Annotated in this window: 12 protein-coding genes and 3 pseudogenes; 8 read left to right on the forward strand and 7 right to left on the reverse strand. The window is 61.2% G+C overall.

Annotated features, from left to right (window positions below):
* The first annotated feature begins 13 nt into the window (after positions 1 to 13).
* Both BN2476_RS39545 and BN2476_RS39550 read left to right on the forward strand, forming a co-directional pair.
* Positions 14 to 2,644, forward strand: a complete 2,631-nt coding sequence (locus tag BN2476_RS39545) for an aconitate hydratase (RefSeq protein WP_160111841.1) — start codon at positions 14 to 16, stop codon at positions 2,642 to 2,644.
* Between the two features lie 194 nt (positions 2,645 to 2,838).
* Positions 2,839 to 4,797 carry a methyl-accepting chemotaxis protein gene (locus tag BN2476_RS39550; protein WP_087739614.1) on the forward strand — a complete coding sequence of 653 codons (1,959 nt, stop codon included), beginning with the start codon at positions 2,839 to 2,841 and terminating at the stop codon, positions 4,795 to 4,797.
* 67 nt (positions 4,798 to 4,864) lie between these two features.
* Here the strand turns inward: BN2476_RS39550 and BN2476_RS47070 are convergent, their stop codons facing one another.
* Positions 4,865 to 5,008, reverse strand: coding sequence for a hypothetical protein (locus BN2476_RS47070; RefSeq protein WP_162497907.1), 144 nt, complete (start codon positions 5,006 to 5,008; stop codon positions 4,865 to 4,867).
* A 21-nt stretch (positions 5,009 to 5,029) separates the two neighbouring features.
* Here BN2476_RS47070 and BN2476_RS47075 point away from each other — a divergent pair, with 21 nt between their 5' ends.
* Together BN2476_RS47075 and BN2476_RS39560 are read left to right on the forward strand one after the other, a co-directional pair.
* A complete protein-coding gene (locus tag BN2476_RS47075; RefSeq protein ID WP_162497908.1) occupies positions 5,030 to 5,188 on the forward strand; it encodes a hypothetical protein in 159 nt (52 codons plus the stop codon).
* 253 nt (positions 5,189 to 5,441) lie between these two features.
* A complete protein-coding gene (locus BN2476_RS39560; RefSeq protein ID WP_087739615.1) occupies positions 5,442 to 5,759 on the forward strand; it encodes a hypothetical protein in 318 nt (105 codons plus the stop codon).
* Positions 5,760 to 5,923: 164 nt separating this feature from the next.
* Here BN2476_RS39560 and BN2476_RS46025 read toward each other — a convergent pair.
* Positions 5,924 to 6,096: pseudogene (locus BN2476_RS46025) on the reverse strand (IS30 family transposase); the annotation flags it as partial.
* A gap of 69 nt (positions 6,097 to 6,165) precedes the next feature.
* Between BN2476_RS46025 and BN2476_RS47805 the strand changes: the two are divergent.
* Positions 6,166 to 6,603, forward strand: coding sequence for a type II toxin-antitoxin system RelE/ParE family toxin (locus BN2476_RS47805; protein ID WP_218274590.1), 438 nt, complete (start codon positions 6,166 to 6,168; stop codon positions 6,601 to 6,603).
* Positions 6,604 to 6,694: 91 nt separating this feature from the next.
* Positions 6,695 to 7,036 carry a hypothetical protein gene (locus BN2476_RS39575; RefSeq protein WP_087739617.1) on the forward strand — a complete coding sequence of 114 codons (342 nt, stop codon included), beginning with the start codon at positions 6,695 to 6,697 and terminating at the stop codon, positions 7,034 to 7,036.
* A gap of 385 nt (positions 7,037 to 7,421) precedes the next feature.
* Here the strand turns inward: BN2476_RS39575 and BN2476_RS39580 are convergent, their stop codons facing one another.
* Positions 7,422 to 7,637 (reverse strand): hypothetical protein, encoded by a 216-nt coding sequence (locus BN2476_RS39580; protein WP_087739618.1) that lies wholly within the window; start codon positions 7,635 to 7,637, stop codon positions 7,422 to 7,424.
* 748 nt (positions 7,638 to 8,385) lie between these two features.
* On the opposite strand from BN2476_RS39580, the gene BN2476_RS39585 reads away from it, so the two are divergent.
* Positions 8,386 to 8,823 (forward strand): hypothetical protein, encoded by a 438-nt coding sequence (locus BN2476_RS39585; protein WP_235851163.1) that lies wholly within the window; start codon positions 8,386 to 8,388, stop codon positions 8,821 to 8,823.
* 239 nt (positions 8,824 to 9,062) lie between these two features.
* Positions 9,063 to 9,224, forward strand: a pseudogene (locus tag BN2476_RS46830) (Tn3 family transposase); the annotation flags it as partial.
* Between the two features lie 470 nt (positions 9,225 to 9,694).
* Here the strand turns inward: BN2476_RS46830 and BN2476_RS39595 are convergent.
* The 4 genes and pseudogenes from BN2476_RS39595 to BN2476_RS39610 form a co-directional block, all read right to left on the reverse strand.
* Positions 9,695 to 10,021: a hypothetical protein gene (locus tag BN2476_RS39595; protein ID WP_087739623.1), complete on the reverse strand. Its 327-nt coding sequence runs from the start codon at positions 10,019 to 10,021 to the stop codon at positions 9,695 to 9,697.
* Positions 10,022 to 10,266: 245 nt separating this feature from the next.
* Positions 10,267 to 10,509: a hypothetical protein gene (locus tag BN2476_RS39600; protein WP_087739620.1), complete on the reverse strand. Its 243-nt coding sequence runs from the start codon at positions 10,507 to 10,509 to the stop codon at positions 10,267 to 10,269.
* A 145-nt stretch (positions 10,510 to 10,654) separates the two neighbouring features.
* A pseudogene (locus tag BN2476_RS49815) lies at positions 10,655 to 11,457 on the reverse strand (DUF29 domain-containing protein).
* Positions 11,458 to 11,855: 398 nt separating this feature from the next.
* On the reverse strand, positions 11,856 to 12,875 hold the full coding sequence (locus BN2476_RS39610) for a TGS domain-containing protein (protein WP_087739621.1): 1,020 nt from the start codon (positions 12,873 to 12,875) through the stop codon (positions 11,856 to 11,858).
* Between the last annotated feature and the right edge of the window lie 163 nt (positions 12,876 to 13,038).

Here is a 13,038-nt window from a genome sequence, read left to right on the forward strand (position 1 = left end):
TCTGGAACCCGCCATGCCCGTTTTGCCGCGCCGTTGCGCGCTGGACTCGTTCGGCTGCCGCCGATCGCTGCCTGGTGCGGGTGGCTTCGACTTCTTCTCGCTTCCTGCGTTTGCGCAGCGCTATCCGGGCGTCGCGCGCTGGCCGCTGACGAAGCGCCTGTTCCTCGAAAACCTGCTGCGCCATGAAGACGGCGAGCTGGTCGACAAGGCGCTGATCGAGCGCTTCGTCAACGCAGCGAACAGCGACGACATCGCCGTGCCGTTCTTTCCTGCACGCATCGCAATGCAGGATTACGCCGGCATCTCCGCGCTGGTCGATTTCGCGGGGCTGCGCGACGAACTCGTCGCCCGCGGCCGGAGCGCCGACACGCTGATGCCGGCCGTGCCCGTCGACCTCGTCGTTGATCACTCGCTTCAGGTCGTCGCGCACGGCACGCCCGACGCCGCCGCGCGCAATCTCGCGCTCGAATATCGCTCGAATCACGCACGCTACGCATTCCTGCGCTGGGCAGAACAGGCCTTCGACGGGCTTTCGATCGTGCCGCCGGGGCGTGGAATCCTTCACCAGATCAACGTCGAGGCGCTAGCGACGGGCGTGCGTCGCAGCGGCAACGTCATCCATTTCGATTCGGTCGTCGGCACCGATAGCCATACGCCCATGATCAACGGCCTCGGCGTCCCGGGCTGGGGCGTCGGCGGCGTCGAGGCGCTCGCGGTGATGCTCGGCCAGCCTGTGTGGCTGCCGAGCCCACGCGTGGTCGGGGTCCGTCTGATCGGCCGGCTACGCGCGGGCGTGCACGCGGCCGACGTGGCGCTGTCGCTTGCGCACTTCCTCCGCGAGGCGGGCGTAGTTGGCACGTTCCTCGAATTTTACGGGTCTGGCGTCGACGCATTGTCGCCGTACGACCGCGCGACCATCGCGAACATGACGCCCGAGTACGGTGCGACGATGAGCCTGTTTCCGTTCGACAACGCGAGCATCGTGTTCGTCGAACGTGCGCATCCCGACCATCCGGACGCGCGACTGCTGCGCGAGTATCTGAGCGCGCAGCAATACGATGGTGCCTCGCGGCCCGACTTCGAACGCGAGCTGACGTTCGATCTTGGCGATGTACGTTCGTCGGTGGCGGGCCCCCGCCGCCCACACGATCTGCGCGCGCTGTCGCACCTGCACGCGGCGTTCCGCGAAGCGCTGCCAGCGGACCGCGCAAACGGCATGGTGCAGGCGGCTGCCGACGAAGCGCCGAGCGATGGCGCGATCGCAATCGCCGCCATCACGAGCTGTACGAACACTGCGAACCCGAAGAGCATTCTGGCCGCCGCACTGCTCGCGCGCAATGCGGCAGCGCGTGGGCTGCGCGTGCCCGATTACGTGAAGCGCTCATTCACGCCTGGGTCCGTCGCGGTCGAGCGCTATCTGCGGCAGCGCGATCTGCTCGCACCGCTCGAAGCGCTCGGTTTCCATATCGCGGGGTTCGGCTGCGCGACCTGCGTCGGCAATTCTGGCGAACTGGAGCCGGCCATGCAGCGCGCCATCGCCGAGCGCGGGATCGTCGCCGCGGCGGTGCTATCGGGCAACCGGAATTTCGACGCGCGGATCCATCCAGCTGTCCGCGCGAACTTTCTCATGTCGCCGCTGCTCGTGATCGCACTCGCGATTGCCGGGCGCGTGACGCTTGCGCCCGACGAAGACCCGCTCACACACGACGCGGCCGGGCAGCCGGTCTGGTTGCGCGACCTGCTGCCCGAGGACGCCGAGGTCGAGCAGCATTTCGCCGCGCTCGCCAGTGCGAACGCGCTGAATGCGACTCGCGCGGAGCTGTTCAGCCCGAACACGACCTGGCTTGCGATCGAGCAAGTCGCGCGGCCGACCTTCGCGTGGCGCGACGACGACACGTATTTCCAGCGGCCGGCGTTCCTCGGCGAGCTGATGCGGCGCAAGGCCGGTGGACTCGCATTTGCGCCGATGCGGCCGCTCGTCGTGCTCGGCGACGACATCACCACTGACCATATCTCGCCCGTCGGCCGCATCGCCGCGACTTCGGAGGCGGGACGCCTGTTGCAGCGGCAAGGCGTTGCAGAGTCGAACTTCAACACGTATGGCGCACGGCGCGGCAACGCGGAGGTGATGGTGCGAGGCGTATTCGACAACCCGCACCTTGACAATGCGCTCGCCGATGGCCGCGGCCCGCATACCCGCGTGGCGGGCTTGGCCGAGCCATTACCGGTGTTCGCAGCCGCGCAGCAGATTCGCGCGAAAGGCCATGCGGCCGTCGTAGTCGCGGGCCGCAATTACGGCAGTGGATCAGCACGCGACTGGGCGGCGAAAGGGCAGCGACTGATCGGCATCGACGCGGTGATCGCCGGCAGCTTCGAACGGATTCACCGGACCAACCTGGTCATGTTCGGCGTCGCGCCAATCGTGATGCGCGAGGACGTGCTCGCGCGCCTGAAGGCGACGGTACAACCCGATTCGGTACTGACTGTCGCGCTTGCGAGCGGCGAAGCGCTGCGCCCGAAGCTGCGGATCAGCGTTACCCGCGCTGGCGACACACAGACCTTCGACGCGCAACTGCAGGTCGAGACAGGCAACGAAAGAAAGCTACTCGAAGCGGGCGGCCTGCTGGGCGCGGTCGAACTGTAGCGGGCGCCGGGGGACTAGCGGGTGTCGGTCACTTTCAGCCATGCCTGGCATCATGGCGGCATGAAAGAACGCACGCCATACCCGACGGACTGTTCGGACAAGGAATGGCGCTTCGCCGCTCCGTACCTGACCTCGGGCGTTAGTCGCCGATAAATGCTTTCGCCACATTAAATAAAAACCGGACTGAAGCAATCATGATATCGATGACGTCGTTTATTGATCGCCTGCCTATCGCCCGCAAGCTTCTCGTGTTGGGCATTGCGATTCTTCCCACCATAGGCGTACCGACGTACCTCCAGTTCAAGTCATCGTTGAACGCCGTCAGTACCGCCAGCACCGAACAGGCGGGCCTGGAGTCCGCGCGCGGACTCCTGTCGTTGATTCAACTGACACTGCAGCACCGGGCGCTTTCCGCAACCATGCTCGGCGGAGACAACTCCGTCTCCGGGACACGCGAAGATACGCGGGCAGCCGTGGACCAGGCCCTCGTCAAGATCGATCAGGATCTGAAAGCACGGGCGCTTCCTCCTGATATGGCGCACGCCTGGGAAAGCACTGCCGCAAACTGGCGCGAGCTTGCAGCGGCGGTCGATGCGCGCAAGCTCAGCGACAAGGAATCCACCGTGCGCCACATGGCGGTTATCGGACAGTACCTGTCGATTCTCGATCTCTTGCTTGACAACACCGGCTTGGCGCTCGATTCCGAGGTGGGAACACACTATCTCGTAAGAGCGGCACTCGTGAATTTGCCGAAGGCCACCGAGACGCTGAGCCAGACGAGGTCGCGGGGCGCCGGCCTTCTGGCCAGGGGAGAAGCCAGCCCAACGGATCGGGCCTTGCTTGCCTCATTGTCGAAGGTGGCCTCGGATCAGGTTGAAGATCTTGGAAAGGCTTTCGACAAGGTCTTCCGCGCGGAGCCCGAACTCAGGACCGCACTCGCAGCCGGGCTGGATCGCGCCAATGCGCCGATTCGCGAGGCACTTGATCTGGCAACCAGAGAGATCGTCAATGCCGAGGCCATGCATTACGCAGCAATCGACTACGTCAAAACGTTCACTCGTGCGATAGACCAACTCTTTGCGCTCGATGCCCGCGCGCTGGACAGTCTTCAAGCCCGTCTGGACGCGCGCTCGAACCGTGCGCATCGCACGATGCTGGTCCAGGCCGGCTTGCTCAGCTTGATGCTCATCGTCGTGATCGTGCTTTCCAGTATCGTAGTACGCCGCATCACGGGGCCCCTCAATCGTGCCCTGGCCCTGGCGAATCGTGTGGCCCACGGGGATCTCACCGCCCACATCCAGGTGGCCACTGCTGACGAAACCGGCCAACTGCTGCAAGCCCTGAAGGCGATGAACAGCAGCCTCGCCGCCATGGTTTCCCGGATTCGTACGGGAGCGGAGACCATTTCCACCGCTTCCGGGCAAATCGCGGCGGGCAACACCGATCTGAGTTCGCGAACGGAAGAACAAGCCGCGTCGCTGGAAGAAAGCGCGGCGAGCATCGAACAACTGACCTCAGCGGTGCGTCATAACACCGAAAGCGCGAGACAGGGCAACATGCTCGCGGCCCATGCATCCGAAATCGCCGCGCGCGGTGGCGAGGTGGTCGGACGTGTGGTTCACACGATGCGCGATATATCGAACAGTTCGACGAAGGTCGCCCACATCACCAGTACGATCGAAAGTATCGCGTTCCAGACGAATATTCTCGCGCTGAATGCGGCGGTGGAAGCCGCACGCGCCGGCGAACAGGGGCGCGGTTTCGCGGTGGTCGCGAGCGAAGTGCGCGCGCTGGCGCAACGCTCGGCGACGGCCGCGAAGGAGATCAAGGACCTGATCAATGAGTCGGTGGACCGGGTGACGGCCGGTACGGAACAGGTAGACGAGGCCGGTCGCACGATCGACGAGGTGGTTTCCGCCGTGCGCCGCGTGGCGGATCTGATGGGAGAGATCGCTGCCGCATCGGACGAGCAGCACAAGGGCATCGAGCAGGTAAGCTCAGCGATGGTCCAGATGGACCAGGTCACGCAGCAAAATGCGGCGCTGGTCGAGCAGGCCTCAGCCGCTGCCCAGTCGATGAGCGAACAGGCACTGGTTCTCAAGAGCGCGGTTGATGTGTTCAAGGTTTCAGACGAAAGCCAGGTCGCATCATAGAAATCACTACAAGGGTATCGATATTATCGAGCGCTGGCATTTGCCGCTCCTTCGAGGGGATGTCGCCTCATGTCTCGTCCATTTCCGCATCGCTTATTGCCAATCGCAATGCGCGCTGCTTCTTTACTCCTCCGACCACGTTCATGCGTGGCGAAATGATCGCATCAGAGCAGTTCGCGGGTTTTCGGTGCTGCACCTTGCGCGTTGCCATATAAGTGTCGAACAGAGCTGGATGCAGGCGACTGAACTCCTGGCGCAGGCTGACCAGTTCGTGCTGGTCGCCTTCGTGCTCCCGACGCAGGATTTACCAGGCATAGTCTTCCGTCTCGCCGATGCCGGAAAAATCGGCATCGATGCTTCCCGCAGAAAACACGTCAGGCATACTAATTGAATGAATTTCTTCCGTGCGCGGACCTGGTCTCCTTGGCCGCTGCCCTGGCCACCGTTTGCCTGATGTCGCCACCGCGCCACCAATCGGCATCTATTCCGAGGCCATCCCAGGCACACGTTTCAGGAACAGAAACGGCGTTCGTTCAGCGTGCAGTCGTGCAAGCGGACAGCACGATCAATACACAGTCTGATCGTTAAGGACACTTGACCACAACAGCGCTACACTGAGGCAGGAGAAATCGCGGAGCATAATCATGGCCGACGCCACCCCTCGAAGCACTTTTCGCGGTCTTCCGTTGACGGCGGAGCAGGATGCGGAAGTCAGGCACTACATAAAGAAGAAAATGCAGAACGGCATGCCGTGGGACACGCCAGAACTGGCGGCAATGCTTCACGACATGTTGGACCCTCCGGTCAGCGACGAAGAAGAATCCAATGAGGCCGTCGAAGATGCCCGGGCAGTCACGGAGCGCGCATCAGCTTCTGTCGAAGAGAGCATGGACCGCATAGAGGCAAGCGAGGAGCGCAATGCCGCAGCGGAAACTGAAGGCATGAAGGGGCCAAGACGCTGAATCCCGGCGGCCGCACACACGAGGAGGTGCTCGGGTACATACGACAGCAACTCCCACCGGTCGGCGGCAACGACCAGCAAACACGGCAGATGTCGCCTTCGCCGGCAACGTGCTTTCGCCGGTGCCCGCTGAATAGTTACCTTTAGGGAAGCATTCTATAACCGCCGCACATGGATACTCAGCATGTCGGCAATCTGGCCCTGCCGGTCATTGCCGCGACTGCGCGGCATGCGCGTGCTGGAATCTGGCGCAGACATGAGATGAGTTGGCGACGCAGTTCGCCGGGCGGCTGGGCGTAGATCGCGTTGTAGATCGTCTCGCGCGAGACTCGAGACTCATTAGCTTTCCTGTCGTAGTGCCTGTTACTTACAAAATACGCATATGAAAGAAGCGTTCATGAGTGGGGATGGTATCCACACGCCCGAGGGCACGCAGGGACCTCACAGCGCACTACGTCTATCTAGCCGAAAATGCCTCCCTCGCGGTTGCCGATCGTTTTCTCGATAAGTCCCGCGACACCTTTATCGCATTGGCAGAGCGTCCATTGAGGGGCCCGGCGTTTCGATCGTATCCTGCATGCGACGCAGTATTGGTGGGCATTGTTTGGAGTGCAATGACGCTCTTAACAATGGCGAGAGCTAAAAAGCTGAGCGTCGGCGTTCTCAGCCTTGACGCCTGCGAGGCCCGGACCATGAAAATTGGGCTCGGCGAGTATATGTGCCCCGCCCAGTGTGCCCGGGCTCTGGTCCAACTCGATCACCAACTACGTCACCTGACCGAACGACTCACCCGCATGGAAACGCTCCAGAGGGTCGCTTCGCGAAGACGGGTGCGCCCGACGTGATGAATCGCGACGAGCCGACCTGCTACCGAAACTACCGAAGGCGGACGAGCGCATTGCTGTATCCTGACGCGCTTGTTCACAAGGAGCACGCATGAAGCTTTCGAAATGCCTGGCGCTGGCAGCGCTGCCGCTGTCCATCACCGCATATGCGCAAACCTCACAGACCTACCATTTCGGCGAAGGCCAGACGTCCCTGCAGACCGGCAATGCACATCCGGCAACGTCCGCGCAGCCGGCGCAAGCGCAGATGCAATCCCCGCCGCCACTGCCTTCTGGCGAGCCCAAGGAACAGGCCAACCCGACGCCCACGACCGGAAAGGCGAAGAGCAAGACCAAAGCCAAGCACAAGGCAAAATCGAAGCGCCCGACGCATCATCATCGGCGCCACACTACGCACCGCGCGCCGCATCAGGATATGTACTCGCATCCGTAACACCCAGCAAAAGTGCGTCAAGTAACAATTTCGCACTGGACAACTTAACCACAAGACCGCGCGCCTCCGCGGCCGGAAGTGCAATACAAACCGACCCAGTATCTACCTGCATTCTGGGACGATGAGCGGCATCGCAAGACGGTCAAGTGGCACGGGATGTCGTGGGGCTCAGCGGATCCCCGTCTCGAGGCCGAAAATCCCTGATTTGTCTCCTCGCCTGCGTTCCACTTGAGGCAGCAGGTTAAGACAGCGTGCGCAGAGCACCGGTCCGGCAAGCAATGACACTGAACGCATTCCGGCGAGTCGATGCGCCAGATTCAGAGTCGGCTGGCTACGCTTGCCATTCCCGAAGCAGTCTTCTCAGGATGTATGCGGACACATCCGGTCATGGCGCTACGGGTGGCTCGATTGGTCCAAGCCAGCGTGCATCATTGAAGATCTTATCCTCGAGCACGATAGGCTCGGCGATCCCGAGGAACACGACCTCCAGAAGCTCCCCATATGCGCCTTCAATGCGCACCTCAACCGGCACCACCTCGCTATCACTCAGCCGCAGCCAATAGTAGCCCGGGGCAGCCGGGCTGTGAGTCTTCCAGTCCATGCGAGTCCTCCCGTGACTCGGAGTCCAAGCAGCAGATCATCCACCTGGTTCCGATCTCGCGTGAATAACACGCGCGGGATTGACCCAGATCCTGTTGCCAATTTGCGTCCTTGAGCGGCACAAGCTTTCGGCTCATGGTCCGCTCCTTTGGAATAATAGATCTCCGGCAGATCTCCGAGACTCCTGGAAATCCTCACCTTTGCCGCTTCAGCGATCGGTTTCGCCGTGGGCGGTTTCACCCGCAACGCTGCGAAGGAGCAAAAACGACTAGGCCATCACTTGTCTCCTTAATATACCGTTGGTTACAACGACGTTTAGGAACTTGGAAGCCGGGTATTAAGTTGACGAGACGAGCGCAGGTCAATCGCATTTCATCTGACAATGATTCCGGGGCGTGTGCGCGCCGGCTGCCCTACCCGTCAGCGCGTCGGCAAAGATGCTGCTGCTCAACGCGAGATGATCGCGCAAGAGGTGACGCCGTCGGAGCCGGCACGGCTCCGACCGCAGGACGTCAATCGGATCGTCGACTTGCGCCACACGACGAAGATCGACACGTCGCGGCGGCACTCAAGGCGCGGAAGCGGCTGCAGGTCTCGGTTGCGTGACACGCCAGACCCTTGCCAATTACAAGGGATCGCGGGATCGGGTACTTTCGATGCTAGGCTAAGGGCGTAGATCATCGAGGTGGATCATGGACACTGATCCGTTTATTCGCCGCGCGGTTCAGCAGGCAGCAGACAATCGTCTCGTGCTGAATGCACTGCAAGCGGCGCTGCGGACGCTCCAGCAACATAGCGGCATTACCTGCCACGCAGAGAGGGAGGTGTTTCGGCTGGACTTCGAGCCGGAGATTCGCCTTGTGTCGTCTGCCGTCGAGCTGGTGAAGAGCGGCGTCGTTTCCGTTCCGCCGCCGCGCGGGCTTGAAAAGACCATCGACCTCGACGAGGACGAGCAGCCAAGCGACGAAGCCAGGGTTCTGCACGCATTGCATGTCGCCCGGTACGTGCTCTCGATACATAGCGGTATGGGATGCGTGTTCGACGGCGAAGAGCACATTCTCAATTTCAGGCTGCAGACCGATCTGCTGACGGACGCCATGGAGATGATGGGCGTAGACATGTCGAAGCTCCTGCACGCGCCCATGCCACGAGGCGACCCACACGAGGACGACGATGACGACGCGTGAACGCTTCGAAGAGCACGTTGCCGCGCTGCTGCAGCGGCATCCCGTCGGCATGACCACCGATCTGAGCGATTGCATCGTCGCATACCGGAGCGGGCACGGCGTCGTCTACACGTTCCTCTGCGAAGACGGAAGCGGCCAGGTCGACGAGGAATTCGACCTCGATGACAAGGCGTGGGAAGAATGGCGCCCGTCGTTCGAACGTTGGCTTGATCAGCCGAAGTTCAGCATGCGAACCGAGGTCCTTCAATGGCTCGTTGACGCTATTGACGAATGTGGTCGTCGCCTGGAACACGCAGCGTATGCAGGCGGTCGTCGACCGCTGGCGTAGCAACGGAAGCGATGTCGGTGATGACTGGCTTCGGCGAATGGGGCTAGCGCACTTTGCGCCCTTGAACTTTCGGTAAGCGCGAATTTCCGCCCACCTAACGTTCGAGTTTGAGAAGGTCCACGATTGCGTCCGCAACCCACGCCTTGCCTTATATCGTTTCGCGAGTAAATTGTTTGATAAGGATAACTAGTTTTACAAACAGACCAGCCTGACTGAGCCGTCCGTTCCAGCCGCCCCCAGCGCATATGCTGGATTCGTACAGCAGATTCCGGTGGCGCCCTGGCGGCATCCGGGTGAGCAGCTCTGCATCGACCCGCCTGAGCGTGGCCCTCTGCGCTCCATCTACGACGACCGCCTCGACACACTCTCGATCACCAAACAATCGCCTATCGGGCGCTCGGTTCCACGCCGATCCCCGAGCGTCAACGGCGTAATCGTTCGTTGGCTGAGGGAGAGACTGATAAGTCGGCCGGAGCGGGCTAACCGCCTCGTGACGGCGAAGTGAAACCTGCCCCAGCGGTTGGACCGGGGCAGTCAGTCATGTCAGTGGAGTTGTCGCTTCAGGTCGGAAAGTTCCGAATGCATCGAACTGACCGCATCCTTGACCCTGGTGTCGAGGCTTCCGGCTTTCTGGCAGGCCCGCTCCGCACGATCACCAATCCGTTCGAGATCATCGACACACTGCCGGATCCGATCTTCATCGTTGGTCGACATGATCTTTTTAGCCGACTTGCATTCCTTATCAAGCTCATCCATCCAGTTCATCAAGTCTGCTGGAATCGTCTTGTCGGCATGGCAGGTCCGTGATGCATCGCTGACGGTTTGCTGCAGATGAGTAAAACGCTTTTGGATTTCACTGGCTTGCAACATGATGCCCCCTTGCTTGAACATCAGTTCCAGATGATTTCAGACAGCAGATAATAATGTGTTGCCTGCGCCATCGTCATTCGCCCGCTTCAATCGGCTCCCAGTGACGTTGCATTGCGTCAAAGCGGGCCTCGAGCACGCGAAAGACGCCTCTCTAGTGTAGGCCATAATCGCTTGCCTGCTCCGATGTGTCCCTGATGCCCGTGCGTTTCACGATCGACGATCAATAGCGACACTTTCCGGATAGATCATGCGCCGTCTGAATCCGGGAACTCGACCAGGTTGCCAATACGCCTCGCCTCGGAAAAACGCTGTTCCGTCAGACAGGTGCGCGTGACCGCCTCCCACGCAAGATATGCACCGAAAGCGTAGTCGCGACACGTATTGCGCGTTACCTCGGACAACGCTGAATCAGCTTTCCTGAGTTGGAGCCTGATTTCTTCTTCGACAGCAGCTGTCACTTCTTCACACGTCCACAGGCACTTGCTCATTCCACCTCCTCGTCATTGAAATGGTGAAAGTCCCGCCTCTTGCCACGTGTACCGAATCGGGTCATCAGGCGATATTCAGTCGGTCAATTCCTGCATCCTGCCGGCGCGCCGCAATGTAGCCGGCTCGGTGGCGCAGCCGGGGAAGTCATGATTCGCAGGGTGTGCCTGTGTCCCTGCCCAACTCCGGCCAGAACATCGGATCGAGAACCTGCTCCATCGGCCACGGGCAGTGCTCAGGAAAGAACGCAAAACCGATACTCGTCTGCTTGCTCGCTTCCTGGCGGGCGTCCGCCCACACGTCCTTGATCCACTCGTCGTCGGCGAGAATCGGCTGCAGACTGGGTGTGCGCCTCAACTGCGCCTTCAACCGCTCGCGCTGCACACGGATCATCGAACGCAAGCTCGGCGAGCGCTGCTCCGGCTGGTACTGCCACCTGAGAAGCCACACGGTAAGGCCCGCATGCGGCGAGCCATGTCGCGCACTTCCGCTCTGGCTACGTCCTCGATTTCGTCGGCGATGTGCCCGACGTCGATTTCCTCGAACCGCCCGGTGCGCAGCAGCGCTGCCTGCTCCCTGGCCCATGCGATAACGTCCTGATCGTAGCTTGTCATGATCGTGGTCCTCCGAAGTCCGACGGTCAGTGGATCCTGGAAATTTACGGCGCGAGCGCTGCCATGCCGGTAGCGCGCGCGACGATGCTCCAGACGACCAGGAGCCGGTGGAACGTTCAACTGTGGACGAGCCGGAAGCGCTCGTAATTCCGTCGCTTCGCATTGCTCTTCAACAGGTAATGTAGCACCCGGTGGTCTCCAAAGTAGGGACGCGACGCAGAGCCTCAACGGGTTTGTATCCACGCTCACGCTGCTGACGCCGATTGGCGAGTGGCGCTCGCCGAATGTCAGCGTCAACTTGACACCCAGATGATGGCGGGTGCGGCGGAGCAACATGTATCCGCGCAGTTCACGCTCGGCTGGTGTTATCTGGGCGACTCGTTCGGCGTGGATACGTTAGTGCGGTACATAATCGGTGTCGATCCCTAGCACCGGTATTGGCGATTGCGGACCAGCTCGAGCCAGGCTTGCATCTCGCGTTTTGCACCAGCAATCCCGAGGGCGCCCGGCGCGATCTGGTGCCCATTGCAACGGAGATCCGCGCGGAACTGGAAAGCAACGCTAAAGTTATTTAAGAGGCTTTGTTTAGATTCCCAGAAAATCGTTACTTCAGCAGCCGAGGATCCGTGACGGACTTTGGTTTGCTTACAGCGACAGTTGAGTCAGGCAAACAGCCGGCCGGCACTTCCAGGTAGCGTGTCAAAGGTCACTGGCTGCAATCTTCCCAGCTTGAACTACGAATGCAGTTCCACGACGTCTGTATCGGCCACCGGATGGTCGGCGCCCACCTGTTGGCCGCTGAACTGACCGCTCCCCCAAATGCGGGCGAACCTGAACGTGCGTGCGAGATCAGGATGCACCCGCAGGGCGACATCCAGCACGGTGTCGCCGCGACGCATCGTAAAGGGCCGACTCCGATCGACGGATTTCCCGGGGGCTTTGGTGTAGATACGCACGATGCCCAGAGCACTGAAAAGAAATGGTCCGATCTCAGCCAGTCCACGTCCGCTGGTGGCCGAGGTTGCGAGCAGCGGAAAGTGTACGCCGAGCAGCTCTTCGAGCACGGCCGCGTCTTCCGGGTTGGCGAGATCGGTCTTGTTAGCCAGCAGCAGCGTAGGGAGGTAAACGCTGAAGGGATCATCTGGCGACAATACCGCGCTCCTCGCGGGGTCGCTACCCTGACCCGGCCAGCGCTCCGTCAGGATGATCTTTGCTGCGGCGAGCCGCCTTAGAATCAGCGCCGATTGTTCTGTACAGTCTGGCGCGCTCAGATCGGCCACGAGCAGTGCGCCGTCAGTCGAGCGGAGTATGCTGGTGAGTTCAGGCTGCATGAATTCGGCCGAGACGGGTGGCAGATCAACCAGTTGAAGAGAAATGTCCTCGAACGGCAACATGCCGGGAATCGGCAGCCTGGTCGGGCGGTGGTAGCGCCCGAACTCGCTGTTCCATCCTGTCAACCTCGCGTGCAGGCTGGATTTTCCGGCGCCGGGCGGGCCGATCAAACAGAGTTGGGCCGCGCCGTCGGGATGAACCGCATGTGACGGCCCTCGGTGGGCGGCTTTCCTGTGGCCCACCGATTCCTGTGTGAGTTCTCTAATCCGCGACTTTATATCGGCTTGCAGATGCTCCGTTCCCTTGTGCTTTGGGATGGTGCGGAGCATCTCCTTCAGGCATTCGAGCTGCTCGCGCGGCTCGCGTGCCGCCCGATAGGCTTGTTCGGCCCGCTTGTACTCGGGAGAGAGGTTTGCTGGCATGGGTCCGTCAGCGCAGAGAATCATTCGCGCCGACAGAGAAACACTAGCATGGCGTCAGGCGGTCCGGCGGTTCACTATTCTGGCCGCTCTTGTGGCTGCCACCGCAACGGCGCTGCAAGAGCGGCGTATGCCCTGGTCGCGCAAGGGCTACGCTGCATTCTCA

This window comes from Paraburkholderia piptadeniae (assembly GCF_900007165.1).
Taxonomy (GTDB): Bacteria; Pseudomonadota; Gammaproteobacteria; order Burkholderiales; family Burkholderiaceae; genus Paraburkholderia; species Paraburkholderia piptadeniae.

Bases quoted from the DNA above. Each gene is read 5' to 3' on its own strand.
- BN2476_RS39545 (WP_160111841.1), top strand. From the start codon at position 14: ATGCCCGTTTTGCCGCGCCGTTGCGCGCTGGACTCGTTCGGCTGCCGC.
- BN2476_RS39550 (WP_087739614.1), top strand. From the start codon at position 2,839: ATGATATCGATGACGTCGTTTATTGATCGCCTGCCTATCGCCCGCAAG.
- BN2476_RS47070 (WP_162497907.1), bottom strand. From the start codon at position 5,008: ATGGCAACGCGCAAGGTGCAGCACCGAAAACCCGCGAACTGCTCTGAT.
- BN2476_RS47075 (WP_162497908.1), top strand. From the start codon at position 5,030: ATGCAGGCGACTGAACTCCTGGCGCAGGCTGACCAGTTCGTGCTGGTC.
- BN2476_RS39560 (WP_087739615.1), top strand. From the start codon at position 5,442: ATGGCCGACGCCACCCCTCGAAGCACTTTTCGCGGTCTTCCGTTGACG.
- BN2476_RS47805 (WP_218274590.1), top strand. From the start codon at position 6,166: ATGGTATCCACACGCCCGAGGGCACGCAGGGACCTCACAGCGCACTAC.
- BN2476_RS39575 (WP_087739617.1), top strand. From the start codon at position 6,695: ATGAAGCTTTCGAAATGCCTGGCGCTGGCAGCGCTGCCGCTGTCCATC.
- BN2476_RS39580 (WP_087739618.1), bottom strand. From the start codon at position 7,637: ATGGACTGGAAGACTCACAGCCCGGCTGCCCCGGGCTACTATTGGCTG.
- BN2476_RS39595 (WP_087739623.1), bottom strand. From the start codon at position 10,021: ATGTTGCAAGCCAGTGAAATCCAAAAGCGTTTTACTCATCTGCAGCAA.
- BN2476_RS39600 (WP_087739620.1), bottom strand. From the start codon at position 10,509: ATGAGCAAGTGCCTGTGGACGTGTGAAGAAGTGACAGCTGCTGTCGAA.
- BN2476_RS39610 (WP_087739621.1), bottom strand. From the start codon at position 12,875: ATGCCAGCAAACCTCTCTCCCGAGTACAAGCGGGCCGAACAAGCCTAT.